Here is a 24,407-nt window from a genome sequence, read left to right as displayed (position 1 = left end):
CGGAACAGGTGCTCCATGAGTGACCGGCAGTTCGCCGACCCCTCCTCCCCCGTCATCGCCACCGTGCTTCGGCAGTCGTCCGTGGTGCTCCAGACCTACAAGGTCGACCCCGGTCTCGTGCAGGAGCACGCGAACAGCGAGTTGCGCATCACCCAGGGCGGCTACGGCGACCGCCAGCTGTTCGAACTCGTGCAGAACGGGGCCGACGAGATCGCGGCGGCACCCGGCGGCAAATTGCACGTCGTCCTGACGGACACTCACCTCTACTGTGCCAACGAGGGAAATCCGGTCACGCCCGAGGGGGCCGAGACGATCCTCCGGATGAGCGTCTCGCGCAAGCGGGGCGGCCAGATCGGCCGCTTCGGTGTCGGTGTCAAGTCGGTGCTCTCCGTCAGCGACACGCCCCAGTTCTTCAGCACCAGCGGCTGCTTCGGCTTCGACCGGGACTGGTCCGCCGGGGAGATCGCGGCCGCGCTCGGGAAGTCGGGCCCGCTCGACATGGACACACCGGTGCTGCGCATGGCCCGGCCGCTCGACATCGACCGGGAGAAGGGCGACGACACCGTCCTCGAGAGCCTCGTCAAGTGGGCAAGCACGGTCGTCCGACTTCCCCTCCTGGAGGGCGCCGCCGAACGCCTGGGCCACGACATCAACGGCCACAAGTACCCCGACGGACGGAGGACCGAGCCGTTCCCCGCCCGGTTCCAGTTGTTCTCGCCGCACGTCGGCCAGGTGCTGCTGGTCGACCACCGCACCATGCCCCCCGTCCGGCGGGAGATCTCGGTCGAGAACAACGGCGTCCGCCGCAGGCTCAGGGAGGTCGCCCGAGGGACGAAGCCGACCGTCGAGGACTGGAAGGTCTTCTCCGTGGCGCACTCGCCCACGGAGAACGTCCGCGACAGCGCGGGCGAGCTCCAGTACCGGCCGGTCCTCGACATCTCCTGGGCCGTACCCGAGTACACCGTGAAGAACGGCCTCCACACCGTCCCGACCGGAAAGGGCGAGTTCTGGGCCTTCTTCCCGACCAAGTACGAGGTCTCGCTCAGCGGCATTCTCAACGCCCCGTGGAAGACCAACGAGGACCGCCAGCATCTCCTGGACGGCAACGCGTTCAACCTCGAACTGCTCCGGGCCGCAGCCGAGTTGGTCGTTGGCACGATCCCCTCCCTGGTCCCCGCGGAGGATCCTGCCGCCTACCTCCCGCTGCTCCCCGGCCGTACCAAGGAGTCCTTGAACTGGGCCGACGACTACCTGCTGCGGCAGGTCTGGGCGCTGGCGGCCCGGATGCCCTCGTTGCCCGATCAGGACGGGAAGCTGCGGGTGCCGGCCGAGCTGCACATCACGCCGGCGAACCTCGAGAAGGACTGGGTGCGGATCTGGTCCGAGTACCCCGGCCGTCCCAAGGACTGGATCCACTCCTCGGTCGACGCCGCCGACAACGCACTGCGCCGCGGCAAGATGAACCACATCCTGGAGGAGACGGGGCGCAAGCCCGAGAGCGTCACGACCTGGTTGGAAGCCCTGGTCGCCGACGGGACCGCAGAGGCGTCCTGCCATGCCATCGAGATCCTCTCCTCGATGGTGCTCACCGACCAGTCCCGTCGGCTGCGTGGCGACTCCGACATCACCGCGGCGGCACGCAAGGCCCGGATCGTGCTCACCGAGGAGCACGGCATGGTCGCCCCGGTGGCCGGTGAGATCTTCCACCGGACCTCGGAGGACGCCCTGCGCGACGACATGGTCTACGTCGATCCGCGGATCTCGGGCCGCAACGACATGGCCCGTCACCTGCACAACATCGGCATCCGGGTCGCCGACGCCCAGGGCCGGTTCGAGGGCGTCCTCGACCAAGGCTTCGACCACTACGACGCCCAGGGCTGGAGCAACTTCTGGGTGCTGCTGCGCAGCGCCGGCGGCAACGCGCAGGTCGATCGCATCCGGGCGAAGGTGGCGAAGCCGCTGGAGACCCTGCAGGTACGGACCGTCGACGGTCGGTTCCGCCCCATGCGCGACTGCCTCTTGCCCGGTCCGGTGGTGCCGGCCGACGGCAGCCGGGACCGGTCGATCGCCGTCGACCTCGACTTCCACGGCAGCGACCGGCCGATCTTCCGCGACCTCGGGCTCTCCGACCGGCCCACCCCGAGTCACCGGCCGGACCACGAGCCGTGGTTCGAGAGGTACCGGGAGGTCGTGCACGAGCACCATCTGCGGGCCCTGCCCGCGAACGCCCCCCGGCCGAGCCTCTCCCGGTTGACCCTCGAAGGCGCACCGACGGCAGGACCGCTGCACCTTCTGGAGACGCTCTCGGAGAAGGGACGCGCCGGGTTCGTGGCAACCCTTCCGGAGATGGGCATCGTGCGGCAGTGGACCAGCCAGTACGGCGCCCAGACGTCGACCCGCAAGGCCGTGCTCTCTCCGCTGCGCTGGATGATCAACAAGTACGGGCGGGTCGAGACATCGATGGGCCTGACCCGGGTCTCCGAGGCCGTCGGCCCGCAGCTCAAGGAGTACGCCGGGGTGCTGCCGGTCGCCGTCGTCGGAGCGGAGATCGCCCAGCGGCTCGAGATGCCCACCACCGCCGAAGCCGTGCCCCCCGGCCGGTGGGGCAAGCTGCTCGACCGGGTGCTGAAAAGCGAGGACGACGCCTTCATCGGCCGCGCCTACGCCCTCCTGCTGCGGGTCGGCTTCGACTTCCCCGAGGGCGTGCTGACGCGCTGCCGGATCGGGAACACGTGGGACACCCGCGCCGACGGCAAGATCGCCGTGGCGACCACCGAGAGCGACTTCAAGGAGCTGGTCCGCGAACAGCTGCCCGCCGTCCTGGTGGCCGACCGGTCCGACGCGGCCACCGCCAGGGCGATGGTCGAGGAATGGGGCATGCTCAAGGTCTCGGACGTCATCACCAAGGAGCTCCGGGTCGTCAAGAGCGGGCCCGCGGTCTCCCTGCTCGACGAGTACACCACCGTGCGCGCCCGGATCGGCAACGCCGGGAACAACCTGAAGATCCAGCGATGCTCCGAGCTCGAGCAGGTCGTCCGCACCGAGAAGGGCGCCGAGCCCACACCGCTCAGGTCCGCGCGCAAGGGCAGCACCCTGCTGGTACTGGACGCCCTCGACCGGCTGCAGGTCCTGGAGGCGGCCGACACCGAGTTCAAGTGGGGGTTCGGCACGGACGGCTGCCGGCAGGCCCTCGAACTCCAGGACCGCCAGGAGCAGGACCAGCAGCTCCAGGCCCGCCTGCGCGCCGTGCGGGAGGCCGAGAGCATCATCGACAAGATCGCGCTGCTGATCGGCGCCGAGGCACTCGCCCGGGGCCTGCCACCCGGCCTGATGGAGAGCGAGCTCGAGGAGCGCGGTGAGGAGCCGGACGCGCGCCGCGTCGCGGAGATGGCGTTCAACTCGCACGGCGAGTCGATCCTCGCCGAACACGTCCGCGACCTCTCCCTGGAGTTCCCGACCCGGGCCCCGAGCTCCTTCACCGGGAACGACAAGGCACACCGGTTCGTCGCCGATCTCGGTTTCCCGGACTCCTTCGCGGGTGCCCGGGTGCCTTCGCTCGACGCACGGCTGGAGGTCGACGGACCGTCGGAGTTCCCGGCACTGCACGCGTACCAGGAGCAGCTGGCCCAGGCGCTGTTCCGGCTCCTGGAGAGCCCCACACCGCAGCGCGGCATGCTGAGTCTGCCCACCGGTGCCGGCAAGACCCGTGTGACGGCCGAGGGAGTGATCCGCTGGATCCGGGACGTCGAGTCCCGGCCCGGACCCGTGCTCTGGATCGCGCAGACCGAGGAGCTGTGCGAGCAGGCCGTACAGAGCTGGCGGTTCGTCTGGTCGAAGGTCGGGCCCGAGCAGCCACTGGTGATCAACCGCCTGTGGTCCTCCAACTCGGCCACCCCGGTCGACGGACGCATCCACCTGGTCGTGGCCACCGACGCCAAGCTCGCCGAGTGTCTGGACACCGACGACTACGCCTGGCTGCGCGACAATGCCTCGCTCGTCGTGGTCGACGAGGCCCACACCGCGATCTCACCCCGCTACACCCGGCTGCTGGAACTGCTCGATCTCACCCAGTACCGCACCGGCCGGCATCTGGTCGGGCTCACCGCCACGCCCTACCGGAACAACGAGGAGCTGACCCGGCGTCTGGTCCAGCGGTTCGGCGAGCGCCTCGACACCGGGGTGTTCGACGGCGACCTCGCCGATGCGATCAAGCAGCTGCAGCACATCGGGGTCCTGGCCGAGGTCCGTCACCGGGAACTGGCCGGTGGGACGATCTCCCTCAACCCCGACGAGCTGAAGCGCTCCGCGACGTTCGCGACCCTGCCCAAGGGTGCCGAGCAGCGGCTGGCCGACGACCACGAGCGCAACCAGCGCATCATCGACGAGATCGCCGACATGCCCTCCGACTGGCCGATCCTGGTCTTCGCCACCTCCGTGGCGCATGCCAAGTTCCTCGCCGCGAAGCTCGGTGACCGGGGGATCACCGCCACCGCCATCGACTCGACCACGTCGGTCGGAGAGCGGCGCAAGCGGATCGACGCCTTCCGGCAGGGGAGGATCCAGGTGATCACCAACTACGGAGTGCTCACCCAGGGCTTCGACGCGCCCGCCACGCGGGCCGTGGTCGTGGCCCGTCCGACCTACAGCCAGCACGTCTACCAACAGATGATCGGCCGCGGGTTGCGCGGGCCCAAGAACGGCGGCAAGGACACCTGCCTGATCCTCAACGTCCGCGACAACGTCACCAACTTCGGTGAACGGCTCGCCTTCACCGACTTCGAGTACCTCTGGGGGACGGAGAAGTGATGCCGCCGATCCTCGAGGACCACCCGCTCACCGCGGAGCAGCGGGCCGTCGTCGATCAGCCGTGGGACGCACGTGTCCTGGTGACCGCGGGCGCCGGTGCGGGCAAGACCCACACCCTCGTCCGCCGTCTCGACGCCCTCGTGGAGCGCGAGGAACTGGAGGCCTCGGAGATCCTGGTGCTCAGCTTCTCCCGGGCCGCGGTCCGCGAGCTCGCCGAGCGGATCGGACGCCATGCCTCGGCCGCACGACGGGTACGGGCTCAGACCTTCGACGCCTGGGCCGCGGGCCTGTTGAACCGGGCCTACCCGGACACCGATTGGAGCGGCCTTCCGTTCGACCGTCGGATCGAGGCGGCGACCGAGGCAATCGACCGCGGTGCCGTCGAGGTCGGCGATCACGGCGTACCCGCGCATGTCGTCGTCGACGAGGTGCAGGACCTCGTCGGCGTCCGGCGGGAAATGGTGGAGGCACTGCTCGACCGGTTCCACGACAACTGCGGCTTCACCGTGGTCGGCGACTCCGCCCAGGCGGTGTACGGCTTCCAGGTCTCCGATCCGGACCTGCGTGCCGAGGAGACCGGCCGCTTCCTGGACTGGGTCCGGGCGAGTTTCGGCGAGGACCTGGTCGAGCTCTCCCTGGGCGACAACTTCCGGGCGCGCACCGAGGAGGTCCGGGTGGCCCTGCCGTTCGGCCCGCAGCTCCAGCGGCTGCCACGCGATCCCGCGTCCGCCTCCGCCGAGGCCGAACGGATCCACGGCGATCTGCGTGCCGGGCTGCTCATGGCACCGAACTTCGGCAGCCTCGACTCGGAGTTCGTCCGGGCCGCGCTCCGCGACTACCCCGGGACCACGGCGATCCTCTGCCGTGACAACGGCGAGGCCCTGACGATCTCCGGGTGCCTGGGGAACGCCGGGGTACCGCACGCCGTCCAGCGCTCCGCCCGGGAGCGCTCGGCCCCGGCGTGGATCACCGGGCTGCTGGCCTCGACCGGCGCGTCCACGCTGCCGCAGGGCCGGTTCACGGAGCTGCTCGAGAGCCTCGAACTCCCGCCCGGCAGCAGCCCCTCGATGCTGTGGCAGTCCGTGCGCAAGGTGGCGAGGGGTGCCCGGGGCATGCTCGACGTCGCAGCACTCCACCGTGCACTCGCCGAGCGGCGGCTCCCGGACGAGCTCACCGCCCCGGTGCCGTCACCGCTGGTCGTCTCGACCGTGCACCGCGCGAAGGGCCTGGAGTTCGACCGGGCGCTGGTGGTCGAACCACGCGTGCTGAAGGAACCGCGGCGCGTCGCCAAGAAGAAGTACGACTACGATCCCGCGGCCGAGGCCCGGCTCCTCTATGTCGCGATGACCCGGGCCAGGGACGACCTCTACGTCCTGGACGCTCCCCCCACGTGGCAGGTCCGCAAGGACGGGCGGCTCGACCGCTGGTACCTGGGCGGCCGCAGCACCTGGGCGCGCAACGGCATCGAACTCCTCGGCGACGACGTGTCCCACGAACTGCCGCCCGGCGCGGAGGAGCTGAACGACGATCCGGGCGGGCTGTTCGAGCACCTGCGGAGCCGGGTTTCCCCGGGAGACCCCGCCGAGTTGGTGCTGCTGCACGGCATCCCGGTCGCCGCGGACCAGTCGCCGCCGTACGCGGTGACCGTGGGCGGGCGTCGCATCGCCGTGGTGTCGCGACGGTTCCGGAGCGACCTGCGACAGATGCTCCGGCGCAACTCTCACTCCGAGGCCGAGAACTGGCCGCCACTGATCACCGGCCTGCGGGTCGACTGCGTCGAGAGCGTCGCCGGCGACGGCACCGCGAGCGAGCGGGCGGGCCTCGACAACCGGGGAGTGTGGTTGGCCCCCCGTCTCTGCGGCATGGGGCGGTTCCACTGGTACGACGAACAGAGCCCGACGAACGACGACACCGAGGGACGATCGGCATGAGCGACTCGTACGAGGCCCATTACGAGATGTGCGACTCCCTGCTCGACGCGCTGCGCTCCGACCTGCTCGGGCCGGCGGGCGGCGAGGAGGAGATCCTCACGGACGACGCGCCGATCACCATGTACCCGATCGGCGTGCTCTTCCCCCGCACGCGGCCCGACGAGGTCCGTCCCGAGATCTCCGAGCTGGAGGCCTCGCGCGACGGACTGGACAGCGCACCGCTCCAGGCCCGGCGCGACGTCGAGGACGCGGCCGCGAACCTGGAGGTGGCGCTCGCCAATGTGCGGATGCCCTCCTCGATCGGCCTCACCTTCGCCGTCGACCCGAATGTCGCACCCCGGATCCGCTTCACCGTCCGGGCCGGCGTGTACGTCCCGCAGGACTCGGAGGGCAGGCCGGTGCCGGCCCGACGTACCGAGGCACGGACGACGGAGGCCCAGCAGGAGAACTGGCGCCGTGTCCCGTTGAGTCCGGAGGCGGTGGAGGTCGACGTCACCCGTCCCGGGAGCCTGCCTGCGGTGGCCCTGCACAAGGGGCTCGAGCTCCGTGTCCTGGTCCGCCCGGCCGCCGAGCCGGACGGCACCGTGACGGTGACCGCGACGGTGGTGAACAGTCTGAGGATCGGCCAGTACGACCTGCGTGACGCGCACTGCTTCTACCAACCCGTACTGGAGGTCACCGGTGTGCGGGAGGGATCCCTCCCGTTCGTCGAGCGACCGGCCGCGCTCGGGGCGGTCGACCCCGAGCAGGCCCTCGGCCGACTGCTCCACCGCCATGCGCCGAGCTTCGCCACCGGCCACGGTTGCGCCGCCGATTGGCACTGGTCGCCCCCATCGGTCGGGGCCCCGTCCGCGGGCCGCGCGACCGTCGGGGCGGTGCGGACCGAGTTCGTGCCCTCCCACCAGGTGCTGCTGACGGAGTCGAATCCGCGGATCGACACCGAGGCACTCACCATGCACGGTCTTGGCACCGCCGGCGCCGACTCCGTGGTCGAGGCGCTGCACCGCGTGGTCGACGGCTACGAGCGGTGGGTGGACGGCCAGGAGGCGCTGGCGCGGTCCGCGGCTCTCGCGGAGCACCACGCGCCCGCCATCGAGCAGATCGACCGTTGCCGGCAGGCCCTGCGACGCATGCGTGGCGGAGTCGCCCTGCTGGCCGACCCCGAACGGCCCGAGGTCCTCCGGGCCTTCCGCCTGGCGAACCTCGCCATGGCCGAACAGCGGGCACGGACCGATTGGGTCAAGAAGGGCCGGCAGGGCACTCCGGACACCCGGAGCGGCCGATGGCGACCGTTCCAGATCTCCTTCGTCCTGCTGTGCCTGGCCGGCATCGTCGACCCCGAGCACGAGGACCGGGGCGTCGCCGATCTGCTGTGGTTCCCCACCGGTGGTGGCAAGACCGAGGCATACCTCGGGCTGATCGCCTTCACGACCTTCCTCCGCCGGCTCCGGGACGGCGAGGACGGCGCGGGTGTCACGGTGCTGATGCGGTACACCCTGCGACTGCTGACCCTGCAACAGTTCGAGCGGGCGGCAGCACTGATCTGCGCCATGGAGCGTCTGCGAGCGGCCGACCAGGAGGCCCTGGGCGGTCAGGAGATCTCCATCGGCATGTGGGTCGGCCGGTCCGCCACGCCCAATACGCTGGCGGTCGCCTCGGAGAGGCTCGCCGAGCTGGTCGCCAACCCCCTCCGATCGGTGCAGACCGAGAACCCCGTGCAGCTGCGGAACTGCCCCTGGTGCGGTGAATCGCTGTCCGCCGGCGACTACGCCGTGGACGAGGAGAGGGAACGGATGAACATCCACTGTCCCTCGGCGACCTGCGACTTCCGGTCCGGATTGCCGGTACACCTGGTGGACCAGGCGGTCTACCGCAACCGGCCGACCCTGGTGATCGCGACCGTCGACAAGTTCGCCTCCATGCCCTGGCGGGAAGGGTCGGCGGCACTGTTCAACCGGGACCGCCCCGGCCGCACCCGGCCCCCCGAGCTCATCGTCCAGGACGAGCTGCACCTGATCTCCGGGCCGCTCGGCACTCTGACCGGTTTGTACGAGACCGCTGTCGACGCCTTGGCGGACCGTCCGAAGATCATCGCCTCGACCGCCACGATCCGGCGGGCGGACGAGCAGGGGGCGCGTCTGTTCGCCCGCCGGGTGGAGCAGTTCCCGCCGTCCGGCCTGGACGCCCGTGACTCCTGGTTCGCCGTGGAGACTCCGGCCGACCGGAAGGCCGCCCGTCGCTACGTCGGGCTGCTGACCTCCAGCACCAGTCAGTCCACGCTGTTGATCCGTGCCTACGCCGCGCTGCTGCACCGCGCCGCGGCGCACGACGCACCCCCGGAGGTGAAGGACGCGTACTGGACGCTCGTCGGCTACTTCAACAGCCTCCGGCTGCTTTCCGCCGCCGAACTGCAGGTCCTGGACGACGTGCAGGACCGACTGGAGTACGTCGCCGCACGCGAGGGTGCGAAGCCCCGCACCGTCAACAGCATCACCGAGCTGAGCAGTCGGGCGAACGCGAGCGACATCTCCGGGCGACTGAAGGAGGTCGAACGGGCGCTCCCCCGGAACGACGTGCTGGACGTGCTGCTCGCCACCAACATGATCTCGGTGGGCGTGGACGTCGACCGCCTGGGGCTGATGGCCGTCATGGGACAGCCACAGACCACCGCCGAGTACATCCAGGCCACCAGCCGGGTCGGCCGCCGTCACCCGGGATTCGTCACCGTGATGCTCAACTCGGCGCGTTCCAGGGACCGTTCGCACTACGAGAACTTCCGCCACTTCCACTCCGCGCTGTACCGGGAGGTGGAGTCCAGCAGCGTCACGCCGTTCTCCGCCCGGGCGCGCGACCGCGGTCTGCACGCGGTCGTCGTGGCGCTGACCCGGTTGATGCTGCCCGCCGCGCGGGCCAACGACCGGGCCGCCCGGATCGAGGAGTTCCTCCCCGAACTGCAAGAACTCGTCCGCCCTGCCGTACTCGACCGCGTCGCCGAGGTCGATCCGCAGGAGCTCGAGGCCACGACCCGCGCCTTCGACCACTTCGTCGAATGGTGGCGCGACGAGGCCCACATCAGGCCGACCCTTGTCTACGAGGCACCGCGCGGCACGCGGACACCGGCCCTGCTGAGCGGCTTCGACGACGAGAGCCCACGGGCGACCGGTTGGCCCACGCTGTGGAGCCTGCGCGACGTCGACGCCTCGTCCCCCTTCTTCGAGGAGCGCTGAACCGATGAGCCCCCTGCCGCCCCGTACCCGTCGTCGCGGGCCCCTGTCGGCACCCGTACGCGCCGCCCGCCGCCTGGGCGAGATCCGCCGGGCACAATTCGTCACCACCTACGGTGTGGGCGCCATGATCGCGGTCGAGAACGAGTCCTTCCTGGTCCGCGGCACCGACTCCTGGGACATGTCCGAGGCAGTGACCGTGTGGGAACCGCGCCTCGCCCGGCAGTTGGGCGTGAACTCGTTCCGGCTGCCACCGGCCCCCGATGCCGAGCGGGCCAAGGACGGTGTGCGTGCCACGCGCTTCCCCCGGATGTACTCCTGTCCGGGGTGCGGCTCGCTGGCCCCTTTCCAGAAGTTCAACTCGCCCGCCGGCAAGGCGGAGTGCTCGCTCTGCCTGGAGGACCTCGTACCGTCCCGATTCGTCGTCGCCTGCGAGAACGGTCATCTGGACGACTTCCCCTATTGGCGCTGGGTCCATCGCGGCGCCGGACGGACGATCGGGCCCTGCGGGGGCACCTTGTCCCTGCGGGCGCAGGGGTCCACCGCCTCGCTCCGCGGCGTGGTCGTCAGCTGCAGCTGCGGCGTCGCCCCCGTGTCCATGGAGGGCGCCTTCCGCCGGAAGACCGTCGAGGAGCTGGGGCTCCGCTGCACCGGCCGACTCCCCTGGTTGAAGGACGCGCCCGACGAGACCTGCGGCCTGTGGCCGCGCACCCTCCAGCGCGGTTCGTCGTCCGTCTGGTTCCCCGTGATGCACTCGGCGCTGTCGATCCCGCCGTGGAGCGAGGGACTGGCCAAGCTCGTGTCCCGCTACTACGACGAGCTCAAGAACCTCCCCCGGGAGGACATCCCCGGCTTCCTCCTGGGCGCGAAGGTTCTGAACAAGCACCCGGAGTACTCACCCGACGAGGTCGTCGAGCTGGTCGACCAGTGGAGCCGGGCCGAGGAGGCGGCCGAGGACGCCGAGAAGGATCCGCCGCAGACTCTGCGGGCGAAGATCTACCGCGACGAGTACGACACGCTCCGTCGCACGTATCCGGAGCGGGCCGACGCCGAACACCAGGACTTCGTCTGCGAGCCGCCCACCTCGTCCGTCCTCCCGCTCACACGCTCGTACGGCATCGAACAGATCATGCTCGTGGAGCGGCTGCGCGAAGTACGGGCGCTGGAGTCGTTCACCCGGGTGGAAGAGCCCGGCGCGGTGGAGACCACTGCGCGGCGGGCGCGGATCTCACGTACACCGCAGAACTGGCTTCCCGCCATGGAGGTCTCCGGCGAGGGCGTGTTCGTCCGGCTCGACGAGGACCGGCTGCGGGAGTGGGAGCAGCGCGCCGAGCCGGCCGCCCGCGCCCGAAGGCTGCGCGAGAACCATCAGCGCCTCCTCGCCGAACGCACCTCGAGCGCCGCGGGGCCCGTGCCCGGTTCCCCCGCGACTCCGCGGTTCCTGTTGCTCCACTCGCTGGCCCACATCCTGATCAATGAGTGGAGCCTGGACGGCGGCTACCCGGCGGCCGCCCTGCGCGAGCGGCTCTACGTCGACAAGGACATGGCGGGAATCCTGATCTACACGGCCACCAGTGACTCGGCGGGGAGCCTCGGCGGCATCGTCTCCCAGGGCGAGCCCGACCGGCTCGCCGGCGGATTGCGTGCTGCCCTGCACCGCGCGAATTGGTGCTCGAACGACCCGCTGTGCATGGAGGCCGAGGCAAGCGGTGCCGACGGCCTCAACCTGGCCGCCTGCCACGCCTGTCTCCTGCTGCCGGAGACGAGTTGCGAGAACAACAACATCCTGCTGGACCGTGCGGCCCTGGTGGGGACGCCCGACGGACTCGCGAGCGGGTTCTTCGGGCTTCCGGCGGAACTCTGAGGAAGGCGGCCCGAAAGCGCCGACCGGGCGGTGTCCGGTCGGCGCTTTCGCAGGTTCGGGGCAGGGGGGGCAGGCGTACGTATTTCGTTGGTCAGGGGGCAATAGTTTCATCATCTTCCATTCAGTTGGGGGCGGCTGCCAGCATCGGCGGACCGTCACCGCCCGAGGGAGATGCCGATGAACCGCCCCCGTCCCCTGCGTTGTCTGGCCGCGCTGGCGCTGGTGGCCCTGGCCGCCACCGCCTGCGGGCGTTCCGATCAGGGTTCCGCCGCCGCGCCCGGTGCGGGCGGCGGGGCCGCCGACACCGCCGGGAAGAGCTCCGCCGAGCTGCTGCCCGGCAAGTTCAAGCAGGCCGGCGTGCTCAGAGTGGCGACCGCCGTGGGCTACCCGCCGATGGAGATGTACAAGCCGGGCACCACCGAGCTGACCGGGGTCGACCCGGACCTCGCCGCGGCGCTCGCGGCGAAGCTCGGGCTGAAGCTGGAGATGACCAACGCCTCGTTCGACGGGCTGATCCCGGGCCTCCAGGCCGGCCGGTTCGACCTGGTGATGTCCTCGATGACCGACAGCGAGCAGCGCCGCCAGGCCGTCGACTTCGTCGACTACTTCCGCACCGGCGGGGTGGTCATGACCGCCAAGGACAACCCCCAGGGCATCAAGTCCCTGGAGGACCTCTGCGGCAAGCAGGTGGTGCTGGCCAAGGGCAGCTCCAACCTGGAGATCGGCGAGCAGCAGAACACCAAGTGCGCGCAGAAGATGACCATCTCGCAGAGCGAGGACGCGCCCACCGGGCTGCTGCAGCTGGACAGCGGGCGGGCCGTCGCCACCATCGTGGACTACCCGGTCGCGCAGATGTTCGCGCAGAAGAACACCGCCTACCAGGTGCTGCCCGAGCAGTACGGGACGGCGCCCTGGGGCATCGCGGTGGCGAAGAAGGAGAGCGGGCTGCGCGACGCGGTGCAGCGGGCGCTCCAGGAGCTGATCGACTCCGGTGAGTACCGCACGGTGCTCGACAAGTACGAGGTCGGCGGCAGCGCCGTCACCAAGGCCACCCTCAACACGGTCGGGCAGTGAGTGCGGTGACGGGCGAGGGCACAAGAGGCGCCACGGCGACCGCCCCGGCGGCGAAGGCGATCGAGGACGACGACCTGGAGCTGCGGGTCACCGGGCGGCCCAGGCCCGGGCGGTGGGTGGCCGTGCTGGCGGCGGCGTTCGCCGCGGTCTGGCTGGCGTACACGATCATCGTCAACCCCAACCTGCACTGGGACGTCATCGCGAAGTACCAGTTCGACGGGGTGATCCTGGACGGCCTGTGGGTCACCGTCCAGCTGACCCTCATCTCGCAGGTGGCCGGCATCGTGATCGGTGTGCTGGCGGCGGTGATGCAGCTCTCGGACAGCCCGGTGCTGCGGACCACGGCCGGCGCGTACACCTGGTTCTTCCGCGGGACGCCGCTGCTGGTGCAGCTGATCTTCTGGTTCAACCTCGCGCTGCTGTTCCCGGAGATCAGCATCGGGATCCCGTTCGACGGGCCGAAGCTGGTCAGCTGGCAGACGAACGCGCTGATCACCGGGTTCGTCGCGGCGCTGCTGGGCCTGTCGATCAACGAGGGCGCCTACATGTCGGAGATCGTCCGGGCCGGCATCCAGAGCGTCGACCCCGGGCAGCGGGAGGCCGCGGCGGCGCTGGGCATGTCCAACCGGCAGATCCTGGTCCGGGTGGTGCTGCCGCAGGCCATGCGGGTGATCATCCCGCCGTTCGGGAACCAGTTCATCTCGATGCTGAAGACCACGTCGCTGGTCTCGGTCATCGCGGGAGCCGACCTGATGACGGTCTCCCAGCACCTGTACCTGGCGAACTTCGAGGTCATCGCGCTGCTGGTGGTGGCGTCGATCTGGTACCTGGTGCTGACCACCATCGCGAGCGTCGCGCAGCACGCCGTGGAGCGGAAGTTCAGTCCCGGCGCGCAGACGGCGCGCCCGGGGCTGGGGCAGCGGGTGCTGCGCAATCTGCGGCCCGGTGCGAGGAAGACCGACGTCAAGAAGAAGGGGGCGGCGAAGTGACGGTGGCGACGGACGAGGTGATCCTCTCGGCGCGCGGGGTGCGCAAGCGGTTCGGCGAGCTGGAGGTGCTGCGCGGGATCGACCTGGAGGTGCGGTCCGGGGAGGTGCTCTGCGTGATCGGGCCCTCCGGCTCCGGCAAGTCCACCCTGCTGCGCTGCTTCAACCACCTGGAGAAGATCGACGCCGGGCGGATCGCCGTCAACGGCGAGCTGATCGGCTACGAGCCGGCCGGCTCCGGCGGCGTCCTGCGCGAGCGGCGGCCCAAGGACATCCAGCGCCAGCGCGAGCGGATCGGCATGGTGTTCCAGCGCTTCCACCTCTTCCCGCACCGCACGGCGGTGCAGAACGTGATGGAGGGACCGGTCGCCGTCCAGGGACGCGGCCGGGCCGAGGCCGAGCGGCAGGCCCGTGAGCTGCTGCGCCGGGTCGGCCTCGACGACCGCGCCGACCACTACCCCGGCCAGCTCTCCGGCGGCCAGCAGCAGCGGGTCGCCATCGCCCGGGCGCTGGCCATGGAGCCGACCCTGATGCTCTTCGACGAGCCGACCTCCGCGCTCGACCCCGAACTCGTCGGGGAGGTGCTGGGCGTGATGCGCGATCTGGCCCGCAGCGGCATGACGATGATCGTCGTCACGCATGAGATGGGGTTCGCCCGCGAGGTCGCCGACCGGGTCGTCTTCATGGACCAGGGCGCGGTCGTCGAGGCCGGGCACCCCGCCGAGGTGTTCACCGCCCCGCGCCACGAGCGCACCCGGGCCTTCCTGGCGACGGTGCTGTGATGGCGGCCGTGGAACTGCTGGTGCGCGGCGGACTGCTGGTGGACGGCACCGGGGCGCCCGCGCGGCCGGCCGACCTCGCGGTGGCGGGCGGGCGGGTCACCGTGCTGGCGCCCGGGGCGGACGCGGGCGCGGCGGGTGACACCGGCGGCCGTCCGGTGCCGGTCGTCGACGCCACCGGGCGGGTCGTCACCCCCGGGTTCATCGACGTGCACACCCACTCCGACGCGCTGGCCGCCGTCGGCGGGCCGGGCGTGGACGCGGGGACGGGGACGCAGGGCGCGCGGGCGGACGGCGCGGACACCGCGTGGGACGCGCTGGAGGAGCTGCGGCTCGCCCCGCTGCTCCAGGGCGTGACCACCGAGATCAGCGGCAACTGCGGCAGCAGCCTGTTCCCCTGCCTGCCCGAGCGGCTGCCGGAGCTGGCCGAGCACCTGCGGGTCACCTTCGGCCTCGGCCCGGTCCGCCCCGCCGAGGACTTCGCCGCCTTCGCCGCCGCCCAGCGGCCCGAACTGCGCCGCAACCACCTCGCCTCGCTGGTCGGCCACGGCACCCTGCGGGCCGGGGTGATGGGCTTCACCGACCGGCCGCCCCGGCCGGAGGAGCTGGCCGCGATGTGCGAACTGCTCGACCGCGCCCTCACCCAGGGCGCGGCCGGGCTCTCCACCGGCCTGATCTACCCGCCCGGCACCTACGCCGACACGGCGGAGATCGTCGCGCTCGCCCGCGTCGCGGCCCGCCACGGCAAGCCGTACGTCACCCATCTGCGGGACGAGATGTCGCAGGTGGAGAAGGCCCTGGAGGAGGCGCTGGAGATCGCCGAGCGCTCCGGCGCGCCGCTCCAGGTCTCCCACCACAAAACCGCCGGCCGGCACGCCTGGGGCGCCACCCTGCGCACCCTCCCCCGGCTCGAACAGGCCCGCGCCGACGGCCTCGACGTCCTGCTCGACGTGTACCCCTACACCGCCGGCAGCACGGTGCTGCACGCGATGCTGCCGCCGTGGGCCAGCGAGGGCGGGATCGGCGCGCTGCTGGAGCGGCTGCGCCGTCCCGAGGTGCGCGAGCGGATCCGGGCGGACATCGCGGGCGGCGTGGACGGCTGGGAGAACACCGTCGGCAACGGCGGCTGGGACCTCATCGCGGTCGCCGCCGCCCCGGCCCGCCGCGCGGCGGAGGGCCACCGGATCGCCGACCTGGCGGCGGCGGGCGGCGTCGACCCGGTCGACTACGTCTGCGACCTGCTGCTCGACTCGCGGGGAGAGGTGACCATCATCAGCCACTCGATGCGCGAGGACGACGTCCGCCGGGTGCTGGCCAGCCCGCTGTCGATGATCGGCTCGGACGGCGTGCCCAAGCCCGGGCGGCCCCACCCGCGCTGGGCGGGAAGCTTCGCCCGGGTCCTCGGCCACTACGGCCGGGAGGAGGGGCTGCTGTCGCTGGAGAGCGCGGTACACAAGATGACCGGGCTGCCGGCGGCGCGGTTCCGGCTCGCCGGGCGCGGGGTGGTCCGCGACGGCGCGGTGGCCGACCTGGTGGTGCTGGACCCGGACGCCGTCCGGGACGCGGCCACCTTCGAGCAGCCGCTGCTGGCGCCGGAGGGCGTGGCGGCCGTGGTGGTCGCCGGGCAGGTCGCGGTGCGCGACGGGCGGGCGACGGACGCCCGGGCCGGAGAGGTGGTACGGGTCCGATGATCCTGGCGCAGGTGGCGGCCGCCGCACGGTCGGCGGCCGCACTGCCGTTGACCCTGGCGGTCGCGGCGGTGGACGTGGATGCGGATGCGGAGCTGACGGCCGGGACCGGCGACAGCGCGGTCGGGGTGGACGACACGGTGGTGCTGCCGGTCGCCAGCGCGTCCAAGCTGCTGCTGCTCGCGGAGGTGGCACGCCGGCTGGACTCCGGGGAGCTGCGGGCGGACGCGGTGGTGCCGATCGGGGACGAGGACGTGGCCGGGGGCACCGGGCTGCTCCGGCGGCTCGCGCGCGGGCCTGCGAGCGGGCGTGGAAGCGCGGGCGCGGGCGCGTGCGGCTGGACGGTGGAGGACCTGGCCTGGCTGACCGCCTCGGTCAGCGACAACACGGCCACCAACGCGCTGCTGCGCACGGTCGGCCTGCCCGCCACCGAGCGGCTGGCCCGGGAGCTCGGGCTGGAGCGGCTCACCCTGCACGACCGGGTCCGGGACGTCCGCGGGCCCGGTGTGCCGCCGGTGTTCGCCACCGGGACGGCCCGGGACCTCGCGCGGCTGGTCGCGCTGGCCGTCCGGGGCGAGCTGGTCACGCCCGGCGCGTCGGCGCGGCTGCTGGAGTGGATGCGCTCCAACACCGACCACGGGCTGGTGCCGGCGCTCGTCCAGCACGACCCCTACGCGGAGTGCTTCCCCGACCCGCTGCCCGGCGGGCTGCTGGTGGCCAACAAGACCGGGACCGACACCGGGGTACGGGCCGACGCGGGGGTGCTGATCGGCACCCGACGGGTCGCCTACGCAGTGATCGCGCACTGGGACGTGGCGCTCGGGCCGAGCACGGAGCGGGCGGCGGTGCACGCCATCCGCGAGGTCGGGCGGGCGCTCGCGGCGGGCGCCCAGCGCGGCGAGCCGGCGAACTGCGCGCTGCTGCGGCAGCCGGGCGGCTGAGCCCCCGGGATCTCCGACGGTGAGCGGCCGCCGGGGTGGTCAGGACCACTGCAGTTCGAGCAGTGACCGGACCTCCCCGGCGGCCGCGCGCAGTTCGCCGAGGAAGGCGCGGACGGCGGGGTTGCGGTTGGTGGCCCGGGTGGCCACGCCGATCCGGCGGTGCAGCTGCGGGTGGTCCAGCCGGCAGACGTGCACACCGGCGCTGTCGGCCAGGCCGAGGGCCGGGATCAGCGCGACGCCCATACCGGCCCGGGCCAGGCTGATCGTCACCTGGTAGTGGTCGCTGCGGCAGCGCACCCGGGGGCGGAACCCCTCGGCGGCGCAGGCGCGTTCCAGCACCGGCTCGCCGGTCGAGCCGCCGTGGGTGCCGATCCAGCTCTCGCCGTCGAGCTCGGCGAGCCGGACCAGGCTCCGCCGGCCGAGCCGGTGGCGCAGCGGCACGATCACCAACTGCGGCTCGTCGAAGAAGAGTTCGACCTCGGCGACGCCCTGGCGGCCGGCCTGCCGGATCCACGGGTCGAGCGGGTGCTCGAAGACCACGGCGGCGTCCAGGCGACCGGCCTCCAGGTCGGGGAGCAGCTCGTGCGGCTGGCCCATGATGAGTTCGAGTTCGACCTGCGGGTGGCGGGCCGAGAACGCGGTGAGCGCGCGGGGCAGCAGGTCCAGGCCGGCGGAGGCGAAGAAACCGAGGCGCAGCACGCCCGCCGTGCCCTCGGAGTGGGCGCGCAGGTCGTCCTGGGCGACGGCCATGAGGTCGGCGATCGCCTGGGCGTGCTCGGCCAGCCGGACGCCCGCCGGGGTCAGCCGCAGGGACTGCGGCTGACGCTCGACCAGGGCGACGCCCAGCTCCTGTTCGAGCCGGGCGAGCTGGTGGGAGACGGCGGACGGGCTCAGGTGGAGCGCCTGCGCCGCGGCCACGATGGTGCCCCGGCGGGCGATCTCCAGCAGGACGAGCAGGCGGGCGCTGTTCAGCATCGGGCCAGGGTAGGTCATCGTGGCTGGTCAGGGGCGGAGGGCGGGGCGGACGGCCGGGCCGTGCGTGCCGGGGAAGGAGCGGACCGGTCCCCCCGTTCCGGGGGACCGGTCCACGTGTGCGGCCGGGTCCGCGCTCAGGCGCCGGCGGTCCGGGCCGAAGCGGCGGGGGCCGTGCCGAGACCCTCGGCGAGACACTCGGCCGGGCCGTCGGCGTCGAGGCGCAGCAGGTCCTCCTCGGTCTCCCGGCGCACCACCACCCGGGCCTCGCCGTCCCGGACGAAGACCACCGCCGGGCGCGGCAGCTTGTTGTAGTTGGACGCCATCGCGTACCCGTACGCGCCGGTGACCGGGGTGGCGAGCACGTCGCCGATCCGCAGCCCGGCCGGGAGGGCGGCGTCGTCGATGATGACGTCCCCGCTCTCGCAGTGCTTGCCGACCAGGCGGGCGCGCAGCGGCCGGGGCTCCTGCGGGCAGCGCGGCAGGAACGCCTCGTAGCGCGCGCCGTAGAGCGCCGGGCGCAGGTTGTCGCTCATCCCGCCGTCGACGCTCACATACGTCCGGACGCCGGCGATCCGCTTGACCGTGCCCACCCGGTAGAGGGTGAGCCCGGCCCGGGCGGTGATCGAGCGCCCCGGCTCGACCCCGAACTCCCCGGTCCAGCCCGCCCCGCGGACGGCCGCCCGGACCCGGTCCGCCCACACCGCGAAGGACGGCGCGCTCTGGCCCGCCAGGTAGGCCACGCCGAGTCCGCCGCCCACCGTCAGCCGGGCCACCCCGGAATCCACCGCGAACCGGGCCACGGCGGCGGCGCCGTCGGCGAGTTCGGCCGGGTCCAGGACCTGCGAGCCGACGTGCGCGTGGACGCCCTCCAGCCGGACGGCCGGCGAGGCGGCGGCCCGGTGGACGGCGGCCTCGGCGGCCCCGTCGGCCAGGCCGAAGCCGAACTTGGAGTCGTGCCCGCCGGTGCGGATCGCCTCGTGGGCGCCCGCCGCGACGCCGGGCGCCACCCGCAGCTGGACCCGGGCCGGCGGCAGGCCCTCCTCGGCGACCAGGCGCTCGATCCGGTCCAGTTCGTCGAAGCTGTCGACGACGACGTGCCGCAGGCCGACGGTGAGGGCGGTGCGCAGTTCGGCCTCGCTCTTGTTGTTGCCGTGCAGCACGATCCGCTCCGGGGAGACCCCGGCGTGCAGGGCGGTGCGCAGTTCGCCGCCCGAGGCGACGTCGAGCAGCAGGCCCTCCTCGGCGGCGAGCCGGGCCATCGCGGTGCAGAGGAAGGCCTTCGAGGCGTAGGCGACGTTGCCCGGGCCGAAGGCGGCGACGGCCTCCCGGCAGCGGCGGCGCAGGTGCTCCTCGTCGTAGACGAAGAGCGGGGTGCCGAACCGGCGGGCGAGTTCCGTCAGCGCCACCCCGCCGACGGCGAGCCCGGCGGGGCCCGTCGCGGCGGTGAGCGGCAGCAGTCCGGCGTCGACCGGCGGCCCGGCGGCGGGGCGGCCGTCGGCGGGCGACGGAACGGCGGAGGGCGGGGCGGCGGGCGAGATGGACGACACGGATTCCTCCCGGCGGGCTGGTTCGCCTGCCATCCTCGGTCGGGTGGGAGGAGTCGGAAAAGCGCTTTCTTCCGACCCTGAGCAGTACCGTCTTCGATGCTCGCCCTCGATGCTCCCGCCCGGTGGCACGGCACGGGCGGAACGCGCGTCGGCCGCGCTCCCCCGCAGCGGGGAGACGCGGCCGACGGACGGCAGGCGGAAGCCGGCGGGGCGCGGTCAGCCGCGCCGGGCCCGGCGGATCGCGGAGGCGACCACCGGCGGGAGGAGGTCGCCCACCGCCCGCTTGGCGACGTTGGCCGGACGGCGGCGCTCGGCGGCGCGGGCCCGGCGCTCGGCGAGGTCGCGCACGGCCTCGTCACGCTCGCGCTCGGCCGTGCGCAGGGCGTCCTCGGTGGCCCGGGCGATCTCCCGGCGCGCGGCCTCGGAGGCCAGCCGGGCGTGGTGGCGGGAGACCCGGAACGGCGCGGCCCCGGCGTCGCTGCCACCGATCCGGACCACCCGCTGCCCGGCGAGCGTCTCGTTGGTGACGTCGGACTGCGGCAGGGTGCCGCGGCGGGCCAGCAGGTCGAGCTGGGCGGGCTCCGGGTCGCCCCAGGTGCCGTAGAACTTGGAGTCGGTGAGCACGATCGGCCGCAGACCGTTGTTGAACACCGCCTCCCAGGTGGCGGCGGCGACGCCCGGGGTGTGCGCGGAGCGGTAGTCGTCCAGCACCACGACGCCCTCCGGGGCGAGCGCGTTCCTGGCCACCTGGAGGTCGCCGGCCACGTGCTCGTAGAGGTGCGAGGCGTCGATGTGGATGAACCGGAAGGCACCGGGCGGGATGCGGTCGCCGGCCAGCGTCGCGGTGGTGGCCTGGATGATCTCCGGCAGCCGGTCGTGGAAGGAGAGGTAGTTGGCCTCGAAGGCGGTGCGGGTGAGCGTCCTGCGGTAGGACATGTCCATCTCGGCGGCGTTCTCGTCGTCCGGCGCGTCCGAGTCGAAGAGGTCGCAGACCGTGAAGGTCTCGCCCGCCTGGAGGTGTGCCCCGATGACGATCGCACTGCGGCCGAGGTAGGCGCCCATCTCCAGGAGGTCCCCGGAGACGCCCGCCTTCTCCTGGCGCCCGAGGAACCAGTCGAAGAGGTGACGGTCGTGGTCCCAGAACCATCCGGGGACGTCGTCGAGCACCGCCGGCTCCACCGGCTGCTGATCGGCACTGCGTGCGGCGTCGTTCACGAGGCGGCTCCTAGGACAGTACGAACGACCACGGGCTGGATCTCCGGGCACGGGGACAGGACCCGGAGGGCCGTCCGGCCCCGGTCCGGCGCGCCCGAGTGGGCTGCAATCTACCCGCCACCGGGCCGACTTGGGAGAACTCGCGGGAAAGAGCTCCGGTCACCCGACCATTTGTGGGCGTACTTGACCACCCGGCACAAAACACCGGCCCGGTTCGTCCATACTCCGCCGGGTCACCCCGTTTGTCACCAGCACCGGAAACGATCTTCACCGCACCGGAGTAGGCGTGGGAGGGCCGGTCCTTGCGCCTGCCGGGGCGCGCACCGTTGACTGGTCCGGGACCCGGTCGGCCGTTCGGCGGACCGGCGGGGCCCGGGAACGATCTGAACCGGCACGAAGGGGCAGCACATGGCGGACGAGACGCAGCGGGCCGCAGGGTACGCCGAGTACACCGATCAGTACGTCGACGGCGCCTGGCGGCCCGCCCTGGACCAGGGGTCGATCCCGGTGCTCGACCCGGCGACCGAACGCCTGCTCGCCACCGTCCCGGCCGGCGGGGCGGCGGACGTGGACGCGGCCGTCGCGGCCGCCCGCCGGGCGGCCCGCGCCTGGGGCGCGACCACCGCCGCCGAGCGGCTGGTGCCGCTGACCCGGCTGCGGGACGGCCTGGCCGCGCACCAGGAGGAGATCGCCGCCACCCTGACGGCCGAGCTGGGCGCGCCGATCGGCTTCGCCACCACCGTGCAGGCCACGCTGCCGCTGACGGTCACCGAGACCTACCTGGAGCTGCTGGCCGGGTACCCGTTCGAGGAGCGGATCGGCAACTCGGTGGTGCACGCCGAGCCCGCCGGGGTGGTCGCGGCGATCACGCCGTGGAACTACCCGCTGCACCAGATCGCCGCCAAGGTGGTGCCCGCGCTGGCGGCCGGCTGCCCGGTGGTCCTCAAGCCGGCCGAGGACACCCCGCTGGTGGCCCGGCTGTTCGCCCGGCTGGTCGACGCGGCGGGCTTCCCCGCCGGGGTGTTCAACCTGGTGACCGGCACCGGCGCGGTGGCGGGCGCGGCGCTGGCCGCCCACCCGGACGTGGACGTGGTGTCCTTCACCGGCTCGACGGCGGTCGGCCGGACGGTCGCCGAGACGGCCGGGCGCGGCATCAAGAGGGTGTCCCTGGAGCTGGGCGGCAAGTCCGCCAACGTGGTGCTGCCCGGCGCCGACCTGGCCCGCGCGGTGAACGTCAACATCGCCAACGTCTTCGCCAACTCCGGCCAGACCTGCAGCGCGTGGACCAGGCTGCTGGTCCACCGCGACCAGTACGACGAGGCGGTGGCGCTCGCCGCGAAGGCCGCCGCCAAGTACGTCCCGGGCGACCCGACGGACCCGCAGACCCGGGTCGGGCCGGTGGTCAACGCCCGCCAGCGCGAGCGGGTGCGCGGCTACATCACCGGCGCCCTCGCCGAGGGCGCGCGCCTGGTCTCCGGCGGCGCCGAGGCCCCGGACGGCCTCGCCACCGGCTACTACGTCCGCCCGACCGTGCTCGCCGACGTCACCGCCGACATGACGGTGGCCCGGGAGGAGGTGTTCGGACCGGTGCTGGCGATCCTGGCCTTCGACGACGAGGACCACGCCGCCGACCTGGCCAACGCCACCGAGTACGGCCTGGCCGGCGGGGTCTGGGCGGCCGACACCGACACCGCCGCCCGCTTCGCCCGCCGCCTGGACGCCGGCCAGCTCCACCTCAACGGCGGCCCCTTCAACCCGCGCGCCCCGTTCGGCGGTTACAAGAACTCCGGCCTCGGCCGCGAACTGGGCCGGCACGGCCTGGAGGAGTTCCTGCAGTACAAGTCGCTGCAGTACTGACGCCGCCGTTCCGACGCCGCCTTCCGACCCCGCGGCAGTGACCCACGTCTCCCCCGGCCAGCACCACGCTGGGCAGCCTCCGCGATCGCGCGCCCACAGAATGGGGCTCCCGCCGCGCCCGCGGAGGAATCGGCAGAAGGGGACGAACATGCAGACGGTCACACCCGCCGAGCCGGGCCACCGACCGGTGGCCCGGCTCACCGCCCCACTGGCCTCGTCCACCACCGAAGTCATCGGTGAGCTGCAGCGCACCGATGCCAAGGCCGCCGGAATCGGGGCGACTTCGGCGGCCGGCCTCACCACCGCCGCCGCCCTCTGCGGGACGCTGCCGCCACTGACCCGGACCACCACCGCGGTCATCGCCGTCGCGATCACCGCCCTGGCCGGCGCGCTCGGTCTGGCCCTGGTCGCCGTCCGGCCGCACCTCAAGCACGGGCGGCACCTCGCCGTCTCCTACCTCGACTTCGCGCGTCTCACGCCCGACCAGCTGCTCGAAGCGGTCGCCACGCGCCACGACGCCGACGCACTGGCCGCTTCGCACGCGCAGAGGCTGGTGGCGCTGTCCCGCCTCGCCCGCCGCAAGTACCGGCTGCTTCGCGTCTCGGTGGACCTCCTCTGCGGCGGGCTGGCCCTCGGAGCCGTCGCCATCGCCCTCTCCGGGCTGGGACACTGACGGCCGATCAACCGCGTACCATCGTTCCGCGCCCCCTCGGCTGTCCGTGGACAGCAGAACCAGCCCGGCCTTGGCGCGGGTCCGGCCCGCATCACCGGAGGCCACGATGCCGACGTCCCATCGAGAGGCCCTCGGCGAGCACCACTGGGAGGCGCTCCGGGAGCTCACACCGGTCCGTTTCCGCGCCGCGCAGAGCGAGCTCCTGCGGCAGGACCGGGCCGGCACCTGCGTGATGCTCCTGGAGAGCGGAAGAGTGATGGTGACCGCGACCGGGCCGCTCGGCCGGGAGCAACTGATCGCCGTCCGGGGAAGCGGCGAAATCCTGGGCGAGATGGCCGTGCTGACGGGCATCAGGCGCAGCGCGACCGTACGGACCCTCACCTCCTGCCAGGTCCACGTCGTCCCCGCCGAGGAGTTTCGCGTCTTCGTGGCCGAGCACGGGCTCCTCCAGCCGCTGCTCCAGCACTCCTACGGCCGGATCCGCGAGTCCGAGCAGAGCAGGCTGGAGCTGGCCACCGGTTCGGTCGCGGTCCGGCTCGCCTGCCTCCTGACGAGGCTGGCGGGGACGGCCTCCGCCGACGCCCCGGCCCGGATCGGCCTGAGCCAGGAGGCCCTCGCCCAGTTGATCGGCGCCTCGCGCAACGCGGTCGGCAACGCGTTGAAGGAATGGCGCGACCGCGGCTGGCTCACCACGACGCCCAGTGGCGGAATCACCGTCACCGACATCACCGCGCTCTACGACCACGCGACCACGCCGTAGCGCGGGACCGCCGTACCGGTCCCGACCGCGTGGCACAGCTCACCCGCCGCCTGCCCAGCATTGGGCAGCGCGGCCGCCCGGTCAGCG

At 72.6% G+C, this 24,407-nt stretch carries 15 protein-coding genes; 12 read left to right on the top strand and 3 right to left on the bottom strand.

What is annotated here, in order from left to right:
- Positions 1 to 15: 15 nt before the first annotated feature.
- From ACFVVU_RS25360 to ACFVVU_RS25320, 9 genes are all read left to right on the top strand, one after another.
- On the top strand, positions 16 to 4,806 hold the full coding sequence (locus ACFVVU_RS25360; protein ID WP_380680884.1) for a DEAD/DEAH box helicase family protein: 4,791 nt from the start codon (positions 16 to 18) through the stop codon (positions 4,804 to 4,806).
- A complete protein-coding gene (locus tag ACFVVU_RS25355) occupies positions 4,806 to 6,737 on the top strand; it encodes a UvrD-helicase domain-containing protein (protein WP_387792380.1) in 1,932 nt (643 codons plus the stop codon). The genes ACFVVU_RS25360 and ACFVVU_RS25355 overlap by 1 nt, the downstream gene beginning before the upstream one ends.
- Positions 6,734 to 9,964: a helicase-related protein gene (locus tag ACFVVU_RS25350; RefSeq protein WP_387792378.1), complete on the top strand. Its 3,231-nt coding sequence runs from the start codon at positions 6,734 to 6,736 to the stop codon at positions 9,962 to 9,964. Before ACFVVU_RS25355 ends, ACFVVU_RS25350 begins: the two co-directional genes overlap by 4 nt.
- A gap of 4 nt (positions 9,965 to 9,968) precedes the next feature.
- On the top strand, positions 9,969 to 11,825 hold the full coding sequence (gene drmB, locus ACFVVU_RS25345) for a DrmB family protein (RefSeq protein ID WP_387792376.1): 1,857 nt from the start codon (positions 9,969 to 9,971) through the stop codon (positions 11,823 to 11,825).
- Positions 11,826 to 12,002: 177 nt separating this feature from the next.
- Positions 12,003 to 12,899, top strand: coding sequence for an ABC transporter substrate-binding protein (locus ACFVVU_RS25340; RefSeq protein ID WP_380680895.1), 897 nt, complete (start codon positions 12,003 to 12,005; stop codon positions 12,897 to 12,899).
- Positions 12,896 to 13,888: an amino acid ABC transporter permease gene (locus ACFVVU_RS25335; RefSeq protein WP_380680898.1), complete on the top strand. Its 993-nt coding sequence runs from the start codon at positions 12,896 to 12,898 to the stop codon at positions 13,886 to 13,888. Before ACFVVU_RS25340 ends, ACFVVU_RS25335 begins: the two co-directional genes overlap by 4 nt.
- Before the next feature lie 20 nt (positions 13,889 to 13,908).
- The gene (locus ACFVVU_RS25330; RefSeq protein WP_380680925.1) at positions 13,909 to 14,667 is read left to right on the top strand and encodes an amino acid ABC transporter ATP-binding protein; all 759 of its coding nucleotides are present in this window, start codon (positions 13,909 to 13,911) and stop codon (positions 14,665 to 14,667) included.
- Positions 14,667 to 16,355, top strand: coding sequence for an amidohydrolase family protein (locus ACFVVU_RS25325; RefSeq protein WP_387792373.1), 1,689 nt, complete (start codon positions 14,667 to 14,669; stop codon positions 16,353 to 16,355). Before ACFVVU_RS25330 ends, ACFVVU_RS25325 begins: the two co-directional genes overlap by 1 nt.
- Complete coding sequence (locus tag ACFVVU_RS25320) at positions 16,352 to 17,293, top strand: serine hydrolase (RefSeq protein WP_387792371.1); 942 nt, start codon at positions 16,352 to 16,354, stop codon at positions 17,291 to 17,293. Before ACFVVU_RS25325 ends, ACFVVU_RS25320 begins: the two co-directional genes overlap by 4 nt.
- Positions 17,294 to 17,332: 39 nt before the next feature.
- On the opposite strand, the gene ACFVVU_RS25315 is transcribed toward ACFVVU_RS25320, so the two are convergent.
- From ACFVVU_RS25315 to ACFVVU_RS25305, 3 genes are all read right to left on the bottom strand, one after another.
- Positions 17,333 to 18,268: a LysR family transcriptional regulator gene (locus ACFVVU_RS25315; RefSeq protein ID WP_380680907.1), complete on the bottom strand. Its 936-nt coding sequence runs from the start codon at positions 18,266 to 18,268 to the stop codon at positions 17,333 to 17,335.
- A gap of 134 nt (positions 18,269 to 18,402) precedes the next feature.
- Entirely contained in the window at positions 18,403 to 19,815 is a 1,413-nt protein-coding gene (gene lysA / locus ACFVVU_RS25310; protein ID WP_387792369.1) for a diaminopimelate decarboxylase, read from the bottom strand.
- Between the two features lie 216 nt (positions 19,816 to 20,031).
- Positions 20,032 to 21,030: a class I SAM-dependent methyltransferase gene (locus ACFVVU_RS25305; protein ID WP_387792367.1), complete on the bottom strand. Its 999-nt coding sequence runs from the start codon at positions 21,028 to 21,030 to the stop codon at positions 20,032 to 20,034.
- 408 nt (positions 21,031 to 21,438) lie between these two features.
- Here ACFVVU_RS25305 and ACFVVU_RS25300 point away from each other — a divergent pair, with 408 nt between their 5' ends.
- From ACFVVU_RS25300 to ACFVVU_RS25290, 3 genes are all read left to right on the top strand, one after another.
- Positions 21,439 to 22,887, top strand: coding sequence for an aldehyde dehydrogenase family protein (locus tag ACFVVU_RS25300; protein WP_387792365.1), 1,449 nt, complete (start codon positions 21,439 to 21,441; stop codon positions 22,885 to 22,887).
- A gap of 148 nt (positions 22,888 to 23,035) precedes the next feature.
- The gene (locus ACFVVU_RS25295; protein WP_387792364.1) at positions 23,036 to 23,560 is read left to right on the top strand and encodes a Pycsar system effector family protein; all 525 of its coding nucleotides are present in this window, start codon (positions 23,036 to 23,038) and stop codon (positions 23,558 to 23,560) included.
- A 106-nt stretch (positions 23,561 to 23,666) separates the two neighbouring features.
- Positions 23,667 to 24,320, top strand: coding sequence for a Crp/Fnr family transcriptional regulator (locus ACFVVU_RS25290; protein ID WP_380685986.1), 654 nt, complete (start codon positions 23,667 to 23,669; stop codon positions 24,318 to 24,320).
- Positions 24,321 to 24,407: the final 87 nt, after the last annotated feature.

This window comes from Kitasatospora sp. NPDC057965 (assembly GCF_042887135.1).
Lineage (GTDB): Bacteria > Actinomycetota > Actinomycetes > Streptomycetales > Streptomycetaceae > Kitasatospora.
This window is presented reverse-complemented; position numbering and strand designations above follow the sequence as displayed.

What these genes read in the sequence shown, in the direction of transcription:
- ACFVVU_RS25355 (WP_387792380.1), top strand. Translation starts at nt 4,806, where the DNA reads ATGCCGCCGATCCTCGAGGACCACCCGCTCACCGCGGAGCAGCGGGCC.
- ACFVVU_RS25350 (WP_387792378.1), top strand. Translation starts at nt 6,734, where the DNA reads ATGAGCGACTCGTACGAGGCCCATTACGAGATGTGCGACTCCCTGCTC.
- ACFVVU_RS25340 (WP_380680895.1), top strand. Translation starts at nt 12,003, where the DNA reads ATGAACCGCCCCCGTCCCCTGCGTTGTCTGGCCGCGCTGGCGCTGGTG.
- drmB (WP_387792376.1), top strand. Translation starts at nt 9,969, where the DNA reads ATGAGCCCCCTGCCGCCCCGTACCCGTCGTCGCGGGCCCCTGTCGGCA.
- ACFVVU_RS25325 (WP_387792373.1), top strand. Translation starts at nt 14,667, where the DNA reads ATGGCGGCCGTGGAACTGCTGGTGCGCGGCGGACTGCTGGTGGACGGC.
- ACFVVU_RS25295 (WP_387792364.1), top strand. Translation starts at nt 23,036, where the DNA reads ATGCAGACGGTCACACCCGCCGAGCCGGGCCACCGACCGGTGGCCCGG.
- ACFVVU_RS25290 (WP_380685986.1), top strand. Translation starts at nt 23,667, where the DNA reads ATGCCGACGTCCCATCGAGAGGCCCTCGGCGAGCACCACTGGGAGGCG.
- ACFVVU_RS25300 (WP_387792365.1), top strand. Translation starts at nt 21,439, where the DNA reads ATGGCGGACGAGACGCAGCGGGCCGCAGGGTACGCCGAGTACACCGAT.
- ACFVVU_RS25320 (WP_387792371.1), top strand. Translation starts at nt 16,352, where the DNA reads ATGATCCTGGCGCAGGTGGCGGCCGCCGCACGGTCGGCGGCCGCACTG.
- ACFVVU_RS25360 (WP_380680884.1), top strand. Translation starts at nt 16, where the DNA reads ATGAGTGACCGGCAGTTCGCCGACCCCTCCTCCCCCGTCATCGCCACC.
- ACFVVU_RS25315 (WP_380680907.1), bottom strand. Translation starts at nt 18,268, where the DNA reads ATGCTGAACAGCGCCCGCCTGCTCGTCCTGCTGGAGATCGCCCGCCGG.